The following is an 18,280-nucleotide window of genomic DNA, read 5'->3' as shown; positions in this document are numbered from 1 at the left end:
GTCAGCGCGCCGTAAAGATCAGCACCGCACCCACCGGCACCGACAAACTGATCGACTTAAGACCTGCGACCTTGCGCAGCGCGGCCACGCCTGGCGCGAGGTCAAAATCCTCGGCATGCAGCACCACCGGCTCCAGGGTCACCACCTGAAAGCGCCGGTCATCCAGGCGCGTGGCCAATAGCTCGGCCGTGTAGGTCTGGGTCTTGCCATGCAAGGTGATGCTCAGCGGCAGGCGCAACTCCAGTTGCGCGCCAGAGGCCAGATCATTGATCGGTTGCAGGTTGATCTGGGTGCTGATCAACGCTTCGGGAAACTGCTTGATCTCGAACAACTCTTTGCGCATGCGCTCGTCACGCAGCGGGACACCACTGTTGATCGACTCCAGCTCCACCTGGACCTGGGCCGCGCCCAGGCTGTCGACCTTGCCATGCAGCACGAGGAAGCGCTGCACTTCGGCGATTTCGGTGTTTTTGGTGGTGACGAAGGACAGGCGTGAAGACTCGTTATCCAGGTACCAGTCGGCATGGGCAGGCACAGCGGCACAGGTCAGCAGTGCAAAGACCAAAGGTTTGAGATTGAACATAAAGGCTCATGGGGCAAAAAATCTGGATGAACCTTAAGCGCAATCTCACGAACGGCGCAAATCCAATGTGGGAGGGGGCTTGCCCCGATAGCGGTGGGTCAGCAACTCATCCTGTGACTGACACGCTGCCATCGGGGGCAAGCCCCCTCCCACAGGGGTGATGTGTATATTCAGGGGTACAGGCGACAGCCCTGACGATCGCCCAGCCACCGTGCCGTATGCGTGCGCCCCAACCCGCTCGCCGTCACTTCACTGCGTTCCGGCTTGTCGATCAGCGCGCTGGTCGGCACGTACTGCTTCACGTAACCCCGGCAATACTGCGCCGGGTTGTTTTCCACGTACCTGCACGAGCAATACTCCTTGGCCGTGTACGCCGCGATGATGTCGGGAAAGGCTTGCAGGTTGACGCGCTCATGCCACACCCAGCCCAACAACACGAGCAACAGCAGCAGCAAAACACTGATAAACGGATGACGACGGATCATGACCGCACCGCCGCCAGCACGCGTTTGAGCAGTTCGTTATGTCGGTAGCTGCCGTCGCGGTCATCGCCGTAGCGCACGATGACCAAGTGTTCGTCGGGCAGCACGAACAGCGCCTGTCCCCAGTGCCCCAGTGCGGCGAAGGTGTCGGCCGGTGCGTCGGGCCAGGGTGCGGGGGTGCCCTGGTTGAGCCACCATTGCCCGCCTGGCACGGCTTCATCCTGGCCCGCTTGGTAGTTGGCGAAGGGTTGGCGATTGAACGCGACCCACTCCTTGGGCAGCAATTGTCGTTCTTCCCAACGCCCGTCCCGCGCCATCAGCAGCCCGACCCGCGCCAGATCGCGGGCGGTGAGGTAGGCATAAGATGAGGCGACAAACGTCTCGTCGGCATCGGTTTCCCAGGTTGCAGTGCGAATGCCCAATGGCTTGAACAGCGCCTCCCACGGGTAGCTCATATAAGCCTTGTGCCCGAGCATGCCTTTGAGCGCTGCCGACAGAATATTGCTGTCGCCGCTGGAGTAACGAAAAACCTGGCCGGGTGCATCGGCGGCCTCGGTCTCGGCCGCGAATTGCGCCATATCGGCGCGGCCACGGGTGTAGAGCATCGCCACTACCGAGGATTTGAGCGGCGCGTATTCATAGTCTTCCTGCCAGTCCAGGCCCGAGGCCCAGTGCAGCAGGTCGGCCATCGTCACCTTGGGGTGCTGTTTCATTGGTGGGTAAAAGCGCGCGGCGGGGTCGTTCAGTTTGAAGCGGTTTTCGCCGTAGGCCACCCCCAGTACGGTCGCCATCAGGCTTTTGCTGACCGACCAGGTCAGGTGCGGCGTGCTGGCGCTAGTGGGCGCTGCGTAGCGTTCATAGATGATCTGGCCGTCGCGGATCACCAACAGCGCGTCGGTACGAATACCTTGGCGAGTGTTGTCGTCACGGGGCGGGAATGCGTAGGCATTCAGCGCGTCGACAGCAGGACCTTCGATCAACCTGCCCGTCACCCAGTCATGGTCTGGCCAGGTTTCAGCGCGCGCACTCACGGTGATGAATAACAAGACAACGCACAGCAGGCCTCTGACCATGGACGCAAACTCAAGGGGCATTCAAGCCCGCGAGCCTAATCCAGGCCGATGACAGATTGACGACAAGGGGCCTGTCATCCAACCGTCACCGTAACTTCATGGAGATGACACCGAGCCTACATAGCCTGAGTTTGGACAACAAAGTCGACTGGCCGCACAACCTGGCCGGCACTCGGAGACTCGCTATGACTCAGCTCGCCCGCATCAGCGACACCGGCAATGAACGCCGCCTGCAAGCCGAACGCCTGGTTGGCGCCGCGGCCTTGCAGGAAGCCCAGGCCCTGCGGTTCAACGTGTTCAGCGGCGAGTTCAACGCCAAGCTGAAAGGCGCGGAACTGGGTCTGGACATGGATGACTATGATGTTCACTGCAGCCACATCGGCGTGCGTGACTTAAACAGCGGTCGGCTGGTGGCCACCACCCGTTTGCTCGATCACCAGGCCGCCAGCACCTTGGGCCGGTTCTACAGCGAAGAGGAATTCAGCCTGCACGGGCTGCTGCACTTGCAGGGCCCGATCCTGGAAATCGGCCGTACCTGCGTCGACCCGGCCTACCGCAATGGCGGCACCATCGCGGTGCTCTGGGGCGAGTTGGCCGAGGTGCTCAACGAGGGCGGCTACAGCTACCTGATGGGGTGCGCGAGCATCCCGATGCACGACGGCGGCATCCAGGCCCACGCAATCATGCAGCGTCTGCGCGAGCGCTACCTGTGCAATGAACACCTGCGCGCCGAGCCGAAAAAGCCCCTGCCGGCGATGGACCTGCCGTCCAACGTCATCGCCGAAATGCCACCGCTGCTCAAGGCTTATATGCGCCTGGGGGCGAAGATTTGCGGCGAGCCGTGCTGGGATGAAGATTTCCAGGTGGCCGACGTGTTCATCCTGCTCAAGCGCGATGAGCTGTGCCCGCGCTATGCGCGCCACTTCAAGGCAGCCATGTGATGGGCCGCCTGCGCGTGTACGGGCGCATCGCCCGGGTGCTGCTGGTGGTGGCGCTGGGCTTGACCATGGCCAGTGTGTTTGGCCTGTTCGAGCGTTTGGGCGTGGCCAATTCAATGGTGCGGCGCCAGCGTTGGTCGCGGTTCTTCATGGCGCGGTTGACCCACGCCCTGCCCTTTCGCGTGACGGTGCACGGCCAGTTGCCGCAAACGCCGATGCTGTGGGTGAGCAATCATGTGTCCTGGACGGATATTCCGCTGCTGGGCATGGTGACGCCGCTGTCGTTCCTGTCCAAAGCCGAAGTGCGCACCTGGCCGGTGGCCGGCTGGTTGGCGGCGAAGGCCGGCAGCCTGTTCATCCGCCGCGGCGCGGGTGACAGCCAGTTGATTCGCAAACAGATGACCCGTCACCTGGAGCAACAGCACCCGCTGTTGATGTTCCCCGAAGGCACCACCACCGACGGTCGCAGCCTGCGCACGTTTCACGGGAGATTGTTGGCCAGTGCGATCGATGCGGACGTGTCGCTGCAGCCGGTGGCGATTCGTTATCTGCGCAATGGCGAGGTGGACCCACTGGCACCGTTCATTGGCGATGATGATCTGCTGTCGCACCTGATGCGGCTGTTTGCCCATGACCAGGGCGATGTGGAGATTCACCTGCTCAAGCCGATTGCCTGCGCCGGACAGGAACGCGCGGCGCTGGCGTATCAGGCGCAGCAGGCGGTGCAAAGGGCGTTGTTTGGGCCGTTGCCGGAAGCCGAATTGGAAGACACTCGGCCCGCCTATGCGGCCTAAGCGGGCACGGTCAAATGTGGGAGGGGCGGTGCGACGATTCGACTTGCTCCCGATAGCAGTGGTTCAGTCAATACATACAGTGACTGACACACTGCTATCGGGAGCAAGCCCCCTCCCACATTCAGTTTTGTGTAGCCAGTTGGATTTGTGCGAATGCCTGTAGCTCTGGGTAGAACTCACTGAAGTCTTTGCTCAGCGGCTCATACAACACACGCAACTCCTGCATCGCATATCCCAACTCCTCAGGCAGGGTCAACCGCCGCGAGATCCCGCGCAACACCTGCTCCATCACCGCGAACTCACGATACGAGCCCAACCAGTCATCCGCCGCCATATACGGCGCAATCTGCGCCAGCCGCCCCGGCAACTGCGGTTCGGCCGCCAGCACGCGGTACACCTGCGCGGTGAAGTGCTCCAGCGGTTGGTCGGCATACCGCGCCCAGTCCCGCGCCAGGCAATGGTCGAAAAACACATCGAGCACGATCCCGGCATAGCGCCTGCGGGTCAGGCTGAAACGCGACAACGCCTCCCCTACCAACGGGTGGCTGTCGGTAAAGCGGTCGATGGAACGGTGCAATTGGATCGCCGCTTCGATCGAGGGACTGAACTGGCCCTGCAAGCGGCCTTTGACGAAGTCGCCATACAGGCTGCCCAGCAGTTGCGCAGGCCGTTGGCCGCCCAGGTGCAAGTGTGCGAGATAATTCATGGCGCGCAGTCTACCACTGCCGCCAACGTATCGTTATAACCCGATATACCCAATTCGACTGACCTCAGAGCAAAATCATATTGGTATATCGGGATATAACGATTTAAGGTTCGCCTCATCGCGATATAACGTTTTACGACACCGAGCCTCTGCCATGCCCTTAGACCTCGACGACATAATAAAAGCCCTGGCGCACCCAGTACGACGAGACATTCTCACCTGGCTGAAAGACCCGAAAGTGCAATTTCCCGAGCAACTGCACAATCACGAATACGGCATCTGCGCCGGGCAGATCGACCAGCGCTGCGGCTTGTCCCAGTCGACCGTGTCGGCCCACCTGGCGACGTTGCAACGGGCGGGCTTGATCACCAGCCAGAAGGCCGGACAGTGGCATTTTTTCAAACGCAATGAGGACGTGATCCAAGCCTTCCTCACTGCGCTCTTCACCGAACTCAGCGCCCCCGGCGATGCCGAGCTGGCCCCCACGACCCACTGATCAACTTGAGACAAAGGTGCTTTCCCATGCCGACTATTTTCGATCCCATCAAACTGGGCGACCTGGAACTGAAAAACCGCATCATCATGGCGCCGCTGACCCGCTGCCGTGCCGACGCCGGCCGCGTGCCCAATGCGCTGATGGCCGAGTACTACGTGCAGCGTGCGTCCGCCGGGCTGATCCTCAGCGAAGCCACCTCCGTAACGCCCATGGGCGTGGGCTACCCGGACACGCCGGGCATCTGGTCCAACGACCAGGTTCGCGGCTGGTCCAATGTGACCAAGGCGATCCACGGAGCGGGCGGCAAGATCTTCCTGCAACTGTGGCACGTCGGGCGCATCTCCCATGAGTCGTACCTGAACGGCGAAACCCCGGTGGCGCCGAGCGCGATCCAACCCAAAGGCCACGTCAGCCTGGTGCGCCCACTGGCCGACTACCCGACCCCACGCGCCCTGGAAACCGCTGAAATCGCCGACATCGTCGACGCTTACCGCACCGGCGCCGAAAACGCCAAGGCCGCCGGTTTCGACGGCGTGGAAATCCACGGTGCCAACGGCTACCTGCTCGACCAGTTCCTGCAAAGCAGCACCAACCAGCGCACCGACCAGTACGGCGGTTCCCTGGAAAACCGTGCGCGCCTGCTGCTGGAAGTGACCGATGCCGCCATCGAAGTCTGGGGCGCCGGCCGCGTGGGCGTGCACCTGGCTCCGCGCGCTGACGCTCACGATATGGGTGACGCCAACCTGACGGAAACCTTCACCTACGTGGCCAGCGAACTGGGCAAGCGTGGCATCGCCTTTATCTGCGCCCGTGAAAAAGAAGGCGCGGACAGCCTCGGCCCACAACTGAAAAAAGCCTTCGGCGGCGTCTACATCGCCAACGAACGCTTCACCAAAGACAGCGCCAACGCCTGGCTGGCCGCCGGCAAGGCCGATGCGGTGGCCTTCGGCATACCGTTCATTGCCAACCCGGACCTGCCGGCACGCTTGAAGGCCGATGCGCCACTGAACGAGCCGCACCCGGAAACCTTCTACGGCAAAGGCCCGGTGGGTTATATCGACTACCCAACGCTGCCGATCTAATACATAGTCGGACACAAAATGTGGGAGGGGGCTTGCCCCCGATAGCAGTGGTTCAGTCAACCCATCATTGACTGACACACCGCCATCGGGAGCAAGCCCCCTCCCACATTTTGCCTGTGTGTAGCCCCTTGGAAACATCGCTTCACAGAACCGCAACAAAATCGCTACAAAATACTTAGGCCGCTACCTATCAACCGCTCACCAGCGCGTATATAAAGTCATCCCTTCAATCAGGCAGAAGGACGATTGACCATCCTTAGGCTTTACTGTTGACACAACTGGACGTAATTACGCATTTTGTCTCAATTGCGCAGGCTGGGGCTCAGGCGCAGCATGTCCAGCCCGGCATCCACCCAGCGTTCGGCGTCCTGATGCAGTTGAAAGCTGTCGGGCACCAACAGCCACTGGCCGATCAGGCCTTGGATGAAGGCATGAATGCACACCGCTGCACGGGTGGTATCGAGATTTTCCGGTAATTGCCCACGATGCACCGCATTACGCAACGTCAGGCCGATGCGCAGGTTGCACTCCAGGGTATGGGCCTGGCGCTGGCGGCGCATGTCACACATTTCATCGGTGAATTCGCACTTATGGAACAAGATCTCGTTGATGCGCCGGGTTTTCGGGTCCAGAGCCACTTGATGATAAAGATGAATCAGCAGCTTGCGCATGCACCCCAACGGGTCGACTTCATCCTCGCTTTCACTCGCCCGGGCCAATTCGTCCAAGGGTTCGTGCAGCGTGTCGAGCAGCGCCTGCAGCAAGTCGGATTTGTTGCTGAAATGCCAGTAGATGGCACCGCGCGTCACGCCCGCCAGAGCGGCGATGTCCGCCAGCGTGGTCCGCGCAACGCCCCGTTCATAAAAGGCTTGCTCGGCGGCTTGGAGGATCTGGCTGCGCGTTTCCTGAGCTTCCTCTTTGGTGCGACGAACCATGGCAGTAAAACCTCAATCAGAACACTTGGGACTATCGTTAACGCAAGGTTAATAGGCGCGAACGATCATCTGAATAATTGTGGGACGACACCGTCATGGGCGCCGAACGTACTAAAATCGAGGCTTTGGGCGGTGCTTTGTCTACATTCCGCCCTGCCTGTCAAGAGTTTACAAACAACCATGAACGTAAGTATATTGCGTAGCAAGCTACTTATCTACTCACAGCTTGTTTTTCACCCTTCCACACTTCTTGTGCGCACCCTGCGCGCCTGACCCGAGGATCTTCATGCAACTTAAGCCAGCTGTTACCGCTCTGGTCACTGCCGTCGCCCTGGCATCGCTGCTCAGCGGATGTAAAAAGGAAGAAGCGGCACCGCCCGCTCAAACCCCTCAGGTCGGCGTGGTCACCATTCAACCGCAAGCCTTTACTCTGACCACCGAGCTGCCAGGCCGCACCACGGCCTACCGCATTGCCGAAGTGCGCCCGCAGGTGAACGGCATCATTCTCAAGCGCCTGTTCAAGGAAGGCGCCGACGTGAAGGAAGGGCAGCAGCTCTACCAGATCGATCCGTCGGTGTATGAGGCCACGCTCAAGAGCGCCCAGGCCAAGCTGACCCAGACCAAGTCGATCACCGATCGCTACAAGCAACTGGTCGATGAGCAAGCCGTCAGCCGCCAGGAATACGACACTGCCGTCGCCGACCGCATGACTGCCGAGGCCGACCTGCAGAGCGCGCAGATCAACGTGCGCTACACCAAGGTATTCGCGCCGATTTCCGGGCGCATTGGCCGTTCTTCGGTGACCGAAGGCGCGCTGGTCAGCAACGGCCAGGCCGACGCCATGGCCGTGATTCAGCAACTGGACCCGATCTACGTCGACGTCACCCAGTCTTCGGCAGAAATGCTGAAACTGCGCCGCGACCTGGAAAGCGGCCAACTGCAAAAAGCCGGCGACAACGCCGCCATGGTCAAGCTGACCCTGGAAGACGGCAGCGACTACGGCCACCCAGGCAAGCTGGAGTTCTCTGAGGTGTCGGTCGACCAGACCACCGGTTCCGTGACCCTGCGCGCCGTGTTCCCTAACCCTGACCATGTGCTGCTGCCCGGCATGTTCGTGCACGCCCAACTGCAAGCCGGTGTGAACAGCAAGGCCATTCTCGCGCCGCAACAAGGCGTGACCCGTGACCTGAAGGGCATTCCGACCGCACTGATCGTGAACAAGGACAACAAGGTCGAGCAACGCGTACTGGTTGCCAATCGGACTTCCGGCGCCTACTGGCTGGTGGAAAAAGGCCTGGACGCCGGCGACCGCGTGATCACCGAAGGCCTGCAATTCATCAAGCCGGGCATTGAAGTCAAGGTCAAGGACGCCGACAACGCCAAACCCGCCGGTACTGCTGCAGCGCCTGCTGCCGCTGCTGGTCAAGGGGAGTAATCCATGTCGAAATTTTTTATCGACCGTCCCATTTTTGCCTGGGTAATTGCCCTGGTGATCATGCTGGTCGGGGCACTGTCGATCCTGAAGTTGCCCATCAACCAATACCCGGCCATTGCGCCAACCGCTATTGATATCCAGGTGACCTACCCAGGCGCGTCCGCACAAACCGTGCAGGACACCGTGGTGCAGGTCATCGAGCAACAGCTCAACGGTATCGACAACCTGCGCTATGTGGCCTCGGACAGTAACTCCGACGGCAGCATGACCATCACCGCGACGTTCAACCAGGGTACCAACCCGGACATCGCCCAGGTGCAGGTGCAGAACAAGCTGAACCTGGCGACCCCACTGCTGCCGCAAGAAGTGCAGCAGCAGGGTATCCGCGTGACCAAGTCGGTGAAGAACTTCCTGATGGTGATCGGTCTGGTGTCGGAAGACGGCAGCATGACCAAGGACGACCTCTCCAACTACATCGTGTCCAACATCCAGGACCCGATCTCCCGTACTTCGGGTGTGGGTGACTTCCAGGTGTTCGGTTCGCAGTACGCCATGCGTATCTGGCTCGACCCGGCCAAGCTGAACAACTTCCAGCTGACCCCGGTAGATGTCAGCAACGCCATCAAGGCCCAGAACGTGCAGGTGGCCACCGGCCAACTGGGCGGCCTGCCTGCCCTGCCCGGCACCCAGCTGAACGCCACCATCATCGGCAAGACCCGTCTGCAAAGCGCTGAAGAGTTCGCCAAGATCCTGATGAAGGTGAATGCCGACGGTTCCCAAGTCCGCTTGGGCGACGTTGCGCGTATCGAACTGGGCGGCCAGAACTACAGCATCAGTGCACAGTTCAACGGCAAGCCGGCCTCCGGTATGGCGATCAAGCTGGCAGCCGGTGCGAACGCCCTGGATACCGGTAAAGCGATCCGCGCTACCGTGGCGTCCCTGGAACCGTTCTTCCCGCCTGGCATGAAAGCCGTGGTGCCGTACGACACGACCCCGGTGGTGACCGAATCTATCTCCGGTGTGGTGCACACCCTGGTCGAAGCGATCGTGCTGGTGTTCCTGGTGATGTTCCTGTTCCTGCAGAACTTCCGCGCCACCATCATCACCACCATGACCGTACCGGTGGTATTGCTGGGTACCTTCGGGATCCTGGCGGCGTTCGGCTTCACCATCAACACCCTGACCATGTTCGGCATGATCCTGGCCATCGGCTTGCTGGTGGACGATGCCATCGTCGTGGTGGAAAACGTCGAACGGGTGATGGCCGAGGAACACCTGTCGCCCAAGGAAGCGACGATCAAGTCCATGGGCCAGATCCAGGGCGCCCTGGTGGGTATTGCCCTGGTACTGTCGGCGGTACTGCTGCCGATGGCCTTCTTCGGCGGTTCCACCGGTGTGATCTACCGCCAGTTCTCCATCACGATCGTGTCGGCGATGGCGTTGTCGGTACTGGTTGCCCTGATCTTCACCCCAGCCCTGTGCGCCACCATGCTCAAGGCGATCGACCCGGAAAAACACGGCCAACCCAAGCGCGGCTTCTTTGGCTGGTTCAACCGCACCTTCGACAGCGGCGTACTCAAGTACGAGCGCGGCGTGGGCGCGATGATCAAGCACAAGATCCCGGCCTTCCTGGTGTACGTGCTGATCCTGGCCGGCATGATCTGGATGTTCACCCGTATTCCGAGCGCGTTCCTGCCTGAAGAAGACCAGGGCGTGATCTTTGCCCAGGTGCAGACACCGGTAGGCTCCTCGGCGGAACGCACGCAAAAAGTCATCGACGACATGCGTGCCTTCCTGCTGCATGACAAGGAAGGCGAGCCAGGCGAAGGCAAGGGCGTGAAATCGGTGTTCACCGTGAACGGCTTCAACTTTGCCGGTCGTGGTCAAAGCTCGGGTCTGGCCTTCGTGATGCTCAAGCCGTGGGACGAGCGTGATGCGTCCACGTCGGTATTCGAGATTGCCAAGCGCGCCCAGGGCTACTTCATGCAGACCTTCAAGGACGCCATGGTTTTTGCCATCGTGCCGCCGTCGGTTCTGGAATTGGGTAACGCCACCGGCTTCGACGTGTTCCTGCAAGACCAGGGTGGTGTCGGCCATGACAAGCTGATGGCAGCCCGTAACCAGTTCCTCGGTGCGGCAGCCCAAAGCAAGATACTGGCGGGCGTGCGGCCCAACGGCGTGAACGATGAGCCGCAGTACGAACTGACCGTCGATGACGAGAAAGCCAGCGCCCAGGGCATCAGCCTCTCGGACATCCAGCAGACCCTGGCCATCGCCTTGGGCGGTAGCTACATCAACGACTTCATCGACCGTGGTCGTGTGAAGAAGGTGTATGTGCAGGGTGACGCGGCCAGCCGTATGTCGCCGGAAGACCTGGACAAATGGTACGTGCGCGCCGACTCCGGGAAAATGGTGCCACTGTCGGCCATTTCGTCGGGCAAGTGGATCTACGGCTCGCCGAAGCTCTCGCGTTATAACGGTGTAGCGGCGATGGAAATCCTCGGCACGCCGGCGCCTGGCTACAGTACCGGTGACGCGATGGCGGAAGTCGAGCGCATTGCCAAGGAACTGCCGGCCGGCATCGGCTATGCGTGGACAGGCCTGTCGTACGAAGAACGTCTGTCCGGCTCCCAGGCGCCTGCGCTGTACGCCCTGTCGCTGCTGGTGGTGTTCCTGTGCCTTGCGGCATTGTACGAAAGCTGGTCGATTCCGATCGCGGTGATCCTGGTAGTGCCACTGGGTGTGATCGGTGCACTGATCGCCACCAGCATGCGCGGCTTGTCCAACGACGTGTTCTTCCAGGTGGGCTTGCTGGTGACGGTGGGCCTGGCGGCGAAAAACGCCATCCTGATCGTGGAGTTCGCCAAAGAGCTCCACGAGCAGGGCAAGGGCATCGTCGAGGCGGCCATCGAGGCGTCCCGCATGCGTCTGCGCCCGATCATCATGACGTCCATGGCGTTCGTGCTCGGCGTATTGCCGCTGGCGATTTCCACCGGCGCCGGCTCAGGCAGCCAGCACGCGATCGGTACCGGCGTTATCGGCGGTATGATCACGGCCACTGTGCTGGCGATCTTCTGGGTGCCACTGTTCTACGCAACCGTGTCCTCCGCTGGCGAGCGTAAAAAGACTGAAACCAAGCAAACTCCTAAAGAGGCTGGCCAATGAGCAAGTCGCTACTTTCCTTAGCCGTCACCGCATTCGTGCTCAGTGGCTGCTCGCTGATCCCTGACTACCAGCGCCCCGAAGCGCCGGTAGCAGCGCAGTTCCCGCAGGGGCCGGCGTATTCGTCGGCCCAGGCGCCGGGCCAGGCTGCCGCCGAGCAAGGCTGGAAGCAGTTTTTCCATGACCCTGCCCTGCAACAGTTGATCCAGACTGCGCTGGTGAACAACCGTGACCTGCGCGTCGCGGCCCTGAACATCGACGCGTATGCGGCGCAGTACCAGATCCAGCGTGCCGACCTGTTCCCGGCCGTCTCGGCCACTGGCAGCGGCAGCCGTTCGCGTACTCCGGCGCGCCTGTCGCAGACCGGCGAATCGACCATTGCCAGCCAGTATTCGGCAGGCCTGGGGATCAGCTCTTATGAGCTGGACCTGTTCGGTCGCGTGCGCAGCCTGAGTGAAGAAGCGCTGCAGCGATACTTCGCCACCGAAGAAGCGCGACGCAGCACCCAGATCAGCCTGGTGGCCAGTGTGGCGAATGCCTACCTGACCTGGCAGGCCGACAAGGAACTGCTCAAGCTGACCCAGGACACTCTCGGCGCGTTCGAGCAGAGCTTCAAGCTCACCTCGCGCAGCAACGAAGTCGGCGTGGCCTCGGCCCTCGACCTCAGCCAGGCGCGCACCTCGGTGGAAAACGCCCGCGTGCAGCTGGCCCGCTATACGCGCCAGGTGGCCCAGGACGAAAACAGCCTGACCCTGCTGCTGGGCACCGGCCTGCCGGCGAATATCGCCAGCAAGCCACTGTCGGATGACCTGCTCAGCGAAGTCCCGGCCGGCTTGCCGTCGGACCTGCTGCAACGGCGTCCCGACATCGTTCAGGCCGAGTACAACCTCAAGGCCGCCAACGCCAACATCGGTGCGGCCCGCGCGGCGTTCTTCCCGAGCATCAGCCTGACCGCCAGCGCCGGTACCGCCAGCCCGAACCTGGGCGGCCTGTTCAAGGGCGGCTCGGGCACCTGGTCCTTCGCGCCGCAGATCAACATCCCGATCTTCAACGCCGGTAGCCTGCGCGCAAGCCTGGACTACTCGAAGATCCAGAAAGAGATCAACGTGGCCAACTACGAGAAGGCCATCCAGACCGGCTTCCAGGAAGTCTCCGACGGCCTCGCTGCGCGTGCGACCTACAAGCAGCAACTGGATGCACAACGTGGCTTCGTCGCCGCCAACCAGGACTACTACCGCCTGGCCGAGCGTCGCTACCGCATCGGTGTGGACAGCAACCTGACCTTCCTCGATGCCCAGCGCCAACTGTTCAGTGCCCAGCAATCGCTGATCACCGACCGCTTGGCGCAGTTGACCAGCGAGGTCAACCTGTACAAGGCCCTCGGCGGTGGCTGGAACGAGCAGACCGCGAAGAACGAGCCTGTGAAAGAAGAGGCACCGCCGCTGAAGTTGTTCTAATAGCGCCGATGTAAACAAACCGCCTCCCTCACCGGAGGCGGTTTTTTTTACGCCGGCTTTTTATCACCAACTTGCGTTCGATCATCGCCCACAACCCGCCCTCCCCCACTTTCATCGCCCCCGCACCGCCGCGCACCATGGCCGCCACCTGCATAAACCCAATAACAACAGGTCCGAAACCATGAGCACTTTCCACCCGCGCCGGCTGTTGCTGGCTACTGCGGTCGCCAGTCTTGCCCTCCCCGTGGTCGCCGAAGAACACGGCTTTCTCGAAGATGCCAGCGCCAACCTCAACCTGCGCAATTTCTTCTTCAATCGCAACTACACCAACCCGACCAAAACCCAGGGCGGCGCGCAGGAGTGGACGCAAAGTTTTATCTTCGACGCCAAGTCCGGGTTCACTCAGGGCACGGTCGGCTTCGGGGTGGACGTGCTGGGCCTGTACTCGCTCAAGCTCGATGGCGGGCGCGGCACCGGCGGCACTCAGTTATTGCCGCTGGACCACGACGGCCGACCGGCCGATGAGTTCGGGCGCCTGGGCGTGGCATTCAAGGCGCGTTTTTCCAGAACTGAAGTGAAAGTCGGCGAATGGATGCCGGTGCTGCCGATCCTGCGCGCGGACGATGGCCGCTCACTGCCGCAAACCCTGCGTGGCGGGCAGATCACATCCAAGGAAATCGAGGGCCTGACCCTGTATGGCGGTCAGTTCCGTGCCAACAGCCCGCGCGACGACAGCAGCATGGGCGACATGTCGATGACCGGCAAACCTGCGTTCACCTCCGACCGCTTCAACTTCCAGGGCGCCGAATACGCCTTCAACGACAAACGCACGCAAGTCGGGGTATGGAATGCCCAGCTCAAGGACATTTACAGCCAGCAATTCGTCAATCTGATCCACAGCCAGCCCGTGGGCGACTGGACCCTGGGCGCCAACCTGGGGTTTTTCTACGGCAAGGACGACGGCAGCGCCCGCGCCGGCAGCCTGGACAACAAGACCTGGTCCGGCTTGTTATCGGCCCGCCACGGTGGCAACACCTTTTACGTCGGCCTGCAAAAGCTCACTGGCGACAGCGCCTGGATGCGGGTCAACGGCACCAGCGGCGGCACCCTGGCCAACGACAGCTATAACTCGAGCTACGACAACGCCGAGGAAAAATCCTGGCAAGTGCGCCACGACTACAACTTCGCCGCCCTTGGCATACCCGGCCTGACCTTGATGAACCGTTATATCAGCGGCAGCAACGTGCACACCGGCACGGTGACCGACGGCAAGGAATGGGGACGCGAAAGCGAATTGGGCTACACCGTGCAAAGCGGCAGCCTGAAAAACCTGACCCTGCGCTGGCGCAACTCCAGCATGCGTCGCGACTACAGCAACAATGAGTTCGATGAAAACCGGTTGATCGTCAGCTACCCGATAAGTCTGCTGTAAACCGGCGCCGCAGTTACTGTATGGTGCGCGCCTGCCGCTGCTGATCGACCCAGCAGCGGCCTTTTATTCGGGCCCGCGCACAGCATGAAAACCTTCGCTACAGCACTCGCAGTGTTTGCCCTGGCCCTGGGCCTGGCCGGCTGTATCGGTGCGCCCATCGCCCTGACGCCGCAGACCGAACAGCGCCTGCAAGCGCAGGCGCCGATCCGCTTCCTGCTGACCTTCGATGATGGCCCCAGCGCATCGGGGTACAACAACCCGACCCGTTCGGTGATGGCCGACCTGGCGCACAACCCGGTGCTGCCAGGGATCAAGGCGGTGTTCTTCCTGCAGACCGAAGCGGCACGCTCCGGCGGCAGCGCCCGGGGGCGCAAGACCATGGAGCGCGAGTACGCCGCCGGCCATGTCCTGGCCTTCCATACGGCCACGGCGTTTCACACCAACCACCGCTGGCTGAACGATGCCGAGCTGGAACGCACACTCACCGAAGGCGCCGCGCACATTGGCGCCATCACCGGCAAGCCGCCCCTGCTGGTGCGACCACCGTTCTGGAACTACGACCGCCGCACCTTCGCCGCCTACCAGCGCCACGGCATGCAGGTATTACTGACCGACCTGAGTGCCAATGACGGCAAAATCTGGGGCTTCAACGCCAGCCCGCGCCGCCGCGCCAACCTGTACCGGCAGCTGTCGGTGGTGCGTGAACGCATAGCCTTGGGCGAGTTGCCGTCGGTGGACGGCGTAATACCGGTGGTGGTGACCTTCCACGACATCAACCGCTACACCGCGCGGCATATGCAGGAGTACCTGCAGATCCTGATGGACAGTGCACGCATCAACGGGATGACTACCGCCGCCGAGCCGTTCTACACCGACACCGCTGCGCTGCAACGCGCGGCGCTGGCACGCACGGTCAAGGATGTGAACGAGCCGGTGCATCTGCCTGGGGTGTGGAATTGGGTGTGGGATGCCGATATGCGCTGATGCCTGAAATTTCATGGCCTACAGAGATCTAATGTGGGAGGGGGCTTGCTCCCGATAGCGGTGGTTCAGTAAATGTGTCTATCACTGATATACCGCTATCGGGAGCAAGCCCCCTCCCACATTTGCCTGTGTTCCAGAGTCAGGTCTCGCGTGATTCGACACCCAACTCATCCCACACCGACTCGGCCAGATGAAACGTCGCATTCGCCGCCGGTATGCCGCAGTAGATCGCGCTCTGCATCAGCACTTCCTTGATTTCGGCGCGGGTCACGCCGTTGCTCGCGGCGGCACGTAGATGCAGCTTCAACTCTTCTGTGCGGTTCATGCCGATCAGCATGGCAATGGTGATCAGGCTGCGGGTGTGCCGGGGCAAGCCAGGACGGGTCCAGATGTCGCCCCAGGCATGGCGGGTGATCATTTCCTGGAACTCGCTGTTGAATTCGGTCAGCGCGTTGAGGCTGCGTTCGACATGGGCGTCGCCCAGCACGTCGCGGCGCACTTGCAGACCCTCGGCATAGCGTTGTTTCTCGTCCACGAAAAGCTCCTCAGCGGCCCAGCAGAAATTCAATGACACGGTCGCTGAAGGCAGCGCCGGCCTGGACATTGGACAGGTGCGCCGCATAGAACTCGGCGTATTCGGCGCCCTGTACATGATTCTGGATAAAGTGGCTGCCGGCCGGCGGTGTTACCGCGTCTTCCGTGCCGGCAATCACCAGGGTCGGTACCTTGATCGACGCCAACTGCTCACGCAAATCCGCATCACGCACCGCCGCGCAGTTGGCGGCATACCCCTCGGGCGAGGTGGCCGCGAGCATGTCGGTGATCTGCTTGGCCTGGTGGGGATGGGCGGCGGCAAAATCGGCGGTGAACCAGCGTGCAATCGAGGCATCGCGCAGCGCGACCATCGCCGCCGCGCCATCGCGCAAGACCATTTCGATACGTGAGTTCCACACCTCTGGCGTGCCGATCTTGGCGGCGGTATTGCACACCACCAGGCGGTTAAGCCGCTTCCCTGCGTTGATGCCCAGCCACTGGCCGATCAGCCCGCCCATGGACAGCCCGCAGAAATGCGCGCGCTGAATATCCAGCGCATCCAGCAACGCGAGCACATCCTGGCCCAGTTGTTCGATGCTGTAGGGCCCTGCGGTGACCAGGGACTTGCCATGACCACGGGTGTCGAAGCGCAGCACACGAAAATGCTCGGTGAACGCCGGAATCTGGATGTCCCACATATGCAGGTCGGTGCCCAGGGAATTGGACAGCACCAATACCGGCGCATCGACGGGCCCATCGAGTTGGTAATGCAGTTCGCCCTCGGCGAGTTGTACGAAAGCCACAGCGGTCTCCTTACGCAGTCAATCCAAAGTGTTCGGTCACGGCGCGGCTGACCCAGGTCTGAGCCTGGCCCAAGTAGTGGGCCGGGTCGAGCAAACGGTCCAGTTCGGCCGACGACAACTCGGCGGTGATCTGCGCCTCGTCCGCCAGCACCGCACGTAAATGGCGCTGCTCGGCGACGGCGCGTTTGCAGCACTGCTCCAGCAGGTGATGCGCGGTTTCACGGCCCAGGCGTTGGGCCAGCACGATGCTGACGGCTTCGGCCAGCACCAGGCCCTGGGTCAGGTCGAGGTTGCGGGCCATGCGCGCGACACCCACCTCCAGGCCTTCGCTGAGCAGCAGCGCCTGTTGCAGCGCACCCGATACCAATCGGCAGATCTCGGGCAAGGTTTCCCATTCGGCATGCCACAGTCCCAGGCTGCGTTCGTGCTCCTGGGGCATGGCACTGAACATCGTCGCGACCAGACCGGGCACGCGGGTAGCGGCGCTGATCAGCACGGCAGCGCCGACGGGATTGCGCTTGTGGGGCATGGTTGACGAACCGCCCTTGCCCGGCGCCGAGGGCTCGAATACTTCCGCCGCTTCGGTTTGCATCAACAGGCTGATATCGCGGCCCAGCTTGCCAAGGCTGCCGGCGATCAAGCCCAGCACGCTGGCGAACTCCACCAGGCGATCACGTTGTGTGTGCCAGGGCTGTTCGGGCAAGCTCAGTTGCAGCTCGGCGGCCAAGGCTTGCGCCACCGGCATGGCCTGCTCGCCGAGCGCCGCCAGGGTGCCCGACGCACCGCCAAATTGCAGCACCAGCAAACGCGGTTTCAATTCGACCAGCCGCTGACGACTGCGCGTTACCGCACCCAGCCAGCCGGCGATTTTCATGCCCAGGGTGACGGGCGTGGCGTGTTGCAGCCAGGTGCGGCCCGCCAAGGGTGTCGACGCATATCTCTGCGCCTGGGCGGCCAGCACATCGCCCAGGCGCGCCAAGTCCGCTTCGATCAACCCCAGCGCGCGGCGCAGTTGCAGCACCAGGCCGGTGTCCATCACATCCTGGCTGGTGGCGCCCAGGTGCACATAGCGCTCGGCCCCGGCATCTGCCTCGGCAATCAGCTTGCCCAGCGCCTTGACCAACGGAATCGCCGAGTTACCCGCCGTGGCAATCGCCACGCTGAGCGCGTCCACGTCATACAACGAGGCCAGGCAGGCCTGGGCAATCGGTGCCACGGCGGCCTGCGGGATCAGCCCGACCTGGGCCTCGGCCCGGGCCAGTGCGGCCTCGAAATCCAGCATGCCCTGCAAGCGGCCTTGGTCGCAGAACACCTCGGCCATGTTGTCAGCGGTGAAGTAAGCGTCGAACAGTTGGTTGCTCGTGCGCAGTGTCATAACTCATCC

The 18,280-nt window shown here is 61.9% G+C and carries 17 protein-coding genes; 9 read left to right on the top strand and 8 right to left on the bottom strand.

Annotated elements, in window-relative coordinates:
• Position 1 precedes the first annotated feature (1 nt).
• The 3 genes from C4J87_RS06810 to C4J87_RS06800 form a co-directional block, all read right to left on the bottom strand.
• Positions 2–583, bottom strand: a complete 582-nt coding sequence (locus C4J87_RS06810; RefSeq protein ID WP_124366180.1) for a YceI family protein — start codon at positions 581–583, stop codon at positions 2–4.
• Positions 584–753: 170 nt separating this feature from the next.
• A complete protein-coding gene (locus C4J87_RS06805) occupies positions 754–1,068 on the bottom strand; it encodes an amidase (protein ID WP_124366179.1) in 315 nt (104 codons plus the stop codon).
• The gene (locus tag C4J87_RS06800; protein ID WP_124366178.1) at positions 1,065–2,138 is read right to left on the bottom strand and encodes a serine hydrolase; all 1,074 of its coding nucleotides are present in this window, start codon (positions 2,136–2,138) and stop codon (positions 1,065–1,067) included. Before C4J87_RS06800 ends, C4J87_RS06805 begins: the two co-directional genes overlap by 4 nt.
• Before the next feature lie 185 nt (positions 2,139–2,323).
• On the opposite strand from C4J87_RS06800, the gene olsB reads away from it, so the two are divergent.
• Together olsB and C4J87_RS06790 are read left to right on the top strand one after the other, a co-directional pair.
• Positions 2,324–3,079: an L-ornithine N(alpha)-acyltransferase gene (gene olsB, locus C4J87_RS06795; protein ID WP_124366177.1), complete on the top strand. Its 756-nt coding sequence runs from the start codon at positions 2,324–2,326 to the stop codon at positions 3,077–3,079.
• Positions 3,079–3,870: a 1-acyl-sn-glycerol-3-phosphate acyltransferase gene (locus C4J87_RS06790; protein ID WP_124366176.1), complete on the top strand. Its 792-nt coding sequence runs from the start codon at positions 3,079–3,081 to the stop codon at positions 3,868–3,870. Before olsB ends, C4J87_RS06790 begins: the two co-directional genes overlap by 1 nt.
• 121 nt (positions 3,871–3,991) lie before the next feature.
• Here the strand turns inward: C4J87_RS06790 and C4J87_RS06785 are convergent, their stop codons facing one another.
• Positions 3,992–4,576 (bottom strand): ACP phosphodiesterase, encoded by a 585-nt coding sequence (locus C4J87_RS06785; protein WP_124366175.1) that lies wholly within the window; start codon positions 4,574–4,576, stop codon positions 3,992–3,994.
• Between the two features lie 154 nt (positions 4,577–4,730).
• On the opposite strand from C4J87_RS06785, the gene C4J87_RS06780 reads away from it, so the two are divergent.
• Together C4J87_RS06780 and C4J87_RS06775 are read left to right on the top strand one after the other, a co-directional pair.
• Positions 4,731–5,072: a helix-turn-helix transcriptional regulator gene (locus C4J87_RS06780; protein WP_124366174.1), complete on the top strand. Its 342-nt coding sequence runs from the start codon at positions 4,731–4,733 to the stop codon at positions 5,070–5,072.
• A gap of 26 nt (positions 5,073–5,098) precedes the next feature.
• A complete protein-coding gene (locus tag C4J87_RS06775) occupies positions 5,099–6,154 on the top strand; it encodes an alkene reductase (protein ID WP_124366173.1) in 1,056 nt (351 codons plus the stop codon).
• A 302-nt stretch (positions 6,155–6,456) separates the two neighbouring features.
• Here C4J87_RS06775 and C4J87_RS06770 read toward each other — a convergent pair whose 3' ends face one another.
• On the bottom strand, positions 6,457–7,089 hold the full coding sequence (locus tag C4J87_RS06770; RefSeq protein WP_124366172.1) for a TetR family transcriptional regulator: 633 nt from the start codon (positions 7,087–7,089) through the stop codon (positions 6,457–6,459).
• A gap of 286 nt (positions 7,090–7,375) precedes the next feature.
• Here C4J87_RS06770 and C4J87_RS06765 point away from each other — a divergent pair, with 286 nt between their 5' ends.
• The 5 genes from C4J87_RS06765 (at position 7,376) to C4J87_RS06745 (ending at position 15,559) form a co-directional block, all read left to right on the top strand.
• Positions 7,376–8,524 carry an efflux RND transporter periplasmic adaptor subunit gene (locus C4J87_RS06765; protein ID WP_124361682.1) on the top strand — a complete coding sequence of 383 codons (1,149 nt, stop codon included), beginning with the start codon at positions 7,376–7,378 and terminating at the stop codon, positions 8,522–8,524.
• 3 nt (positions 8,525–8,527) lie between these two features.
• Positions 8,528–11,689 (top strand): efflux RND transporter permease subunit, encoded by a 3,162-nt coding sequence (locus tag C4J87_RS06760; protein ID WP_124366171.1) that lies wholly within the window; start codon positions 8,528–8,530, stop codon positions 11,687–11,689.
• Entirely contained in the window at positions 11,686–13,143 is a 1,458-nt protein-coding gene (gene adeC / locus C4J87_RS06755) for an AdeC/AdeK/OprM family multidrug efflux complex outer membrane factor (RefSeq protein ID WP_124361680.1), read from the top strand. The genes C4J87_RS06760 and adeC overlap by 4 nt, the downstream gene beginning before the upstream one ends.
• A 181-nt stretch (positions 13,144–13,324) precedes the next feature.
• Positions 13,325–14,575, top strand: a complete 1,251-nt coding sequence (locus C4J87_RS06750) for an OprD family porin (RefSeq protein WP_124366170.1) — start codon at positions 13,325–13,327, stop codon at positions 14,573–14,575.
• An 84-nt stretch (positions 14,576–14,659) separates the two neighbouring features.
• Entirely contained in the window at positions 14,660–15,559 is a 900-nt protein-coding gene (locus C4J87_RS06745) for a polysaccharide deacetylase family protein (protein WP_124366169.1), read from the top strand.
• A 139-nt stretch (positions 15,560–15,698) separates the two neighbouring features.
• Here C4J87_RS06745 and pcaC read toward each other — a convergent pair whose 3' ends face one another.
• From pcaC to C4J87_RS06730, 3 genes are read right to left on the bottom strand one after another with little or no spacing between them, the layout of a single operon-like run.
• A complete protein-coding gene (pcaC, locus tag C4J87_RS06740; protein ID WP_124366168.1) occupies positions 15,699–16,094 on the bottom strand; it encodes a 4-carboxymuconolactone decarboxylase in 396 nt (131 codons plus the stop codon).
• 10 nt (positions 16,095–16,104) lie between these two features.
• Positions 16,105–16,896, bottom strand: a complete 792-nt coding sequence (gene pcaD, locus C4J87_RS06735) for a 3-oxoadipate enol-lactonase (RefSeq protein ID WP_124366167.1) — start codon at positions 16,894–16,896, stop codon at positions 16,105–16,107.
• A gap of 10 nt (positions 16,897–16,906) precedes the next feature.
• Complete coding sequence (locus tag C4J87_RS06730) at positions 16,907–18,271, bottom strand: 3-carboxy-cis,cis-muconate cycloisomerase (RefSeq protein ID WP_124366166.1); 1,365 nt, start codon at positions 18,269–18,271, stop codon at positions 16,907–16,909.
• Positions 18,272–18,280: the final 9 nt, after the last annotated feature.

Source organism: Pseudomonas sp. R1-43-08, from assembly GCF_003852255.1.
In the GTDB taxonomy this organism is placed as follows: domain Bacteria; phylum Pseudomonadota; class Gammaproteobacteria; order Pseudomonadales; family Pseudomonadaceae; genus Aquipseudomonas.
Note: the sequence above shows the minus strand (reverse complement) of the source record. Positions and strands in the feature narration are given on the sequence as shown.

Coding starts and splice junctions, on each gene's coding strand:
- C4J87_RS06745 (WP_124366169.1), top strand. CDS start 14,660: ATGAAAACCTTCGCTACAGCACTCGCAGTGTTTGCCCTGGCCCTGGGC.
- C4J87_RS06750 (WP_124366170.1), top strand. CDS start 13,325: ATGAGCACTTTCCACCCGCGCCGGCTGTTGCTGGCTACTGCGGTCGCC.
- olsB (WP_124366177.1), top strand. CDS start 2,324: ATGACTCAGCTCGCCCGCATCAGCGACACCGGCAATGAACGCCGCCTG.
- C4J87_RS06780 (WP_124366174.1), top strand. CDS start 4,731: ATGCCCTTAGACCTCGACGACATAATAAAAGCCCTGGCGCACCCAGTA.
- C4J87_RS06765 (WP_124361682.1), top strand. CDS start 7,376: ATGCAACTTAAGCCAGCTGTTACCGCTCTGGTCACTGCCGTCGCCCTG.
- adeC (WP_124361680.1), top strand. CDS start 11,686: ATGAGCAAGTCGCTACTTTCCTTAGCCGTCACCGCATTCGTGCTCAGT.
- C4J87_RS06775 (WP_124366173.1), top strand. CDS start 5,099: ATGCCGACTATTTTCGATCCCATCAAACTGGGCGACCTGGAACTGAAA.
- C4J87_RS06810 (WP_124366180.1), bottom strand. CDS start 583: ATGTTCAATCTCAAACCTTTGGTCTTTGCACTGCTGACCTGTGCCGCT.
- C4J87_RS06805 (WP_124366179.1), bottom strand. CDS start 1,068: ATGATCCGTCGTCATCCGTTTATCAGTGTTTTGCTGCTGCTGTTGCTC.
- C4J87_RS06730 (WP_124366166.1), bottom strand. CDS start 18,271: ATGACACTGCGCACGAGCAACCAACTGTTCGACGCTTACTTCACCGCT.
- C4J87_RS06790 (WP_124366176.1), top strand. CDS start 3,079: ATGGGCCGCCTGCGCGTGTACGGGCGCATCGCCCGGGTGCTGCTGGTG.
- C4J87_RS06785 (WP_124366175.1), bottom strand. CDS start 4,576: ATGAATTATCTCGCACACTTGCACCTGGGCGGCCAACGGCCTGCGCAA.
- C4J87_RS06800 (WP_124366178.1), bottom strand. CDS start 2,138: ATGGTCAGAGGCCTGCTGTGCGTTGTCTTGTTATTCATCACCGTGAGT.
- C4J87_RS06770 (WP_124366172.1), bottom strand. CDS start 7,089: ATGGTTCGTCGCACCAAAGAGGAAGCTCAGGAAACGCGCAGCCAGATC.
- C4J87_RS06760 (WP_124366171.1), top strand. CDS start 8,528: ATGTCGAAATTTTTTATCGACCGTCCCATTTTTGCCTGGGTAATTGCC.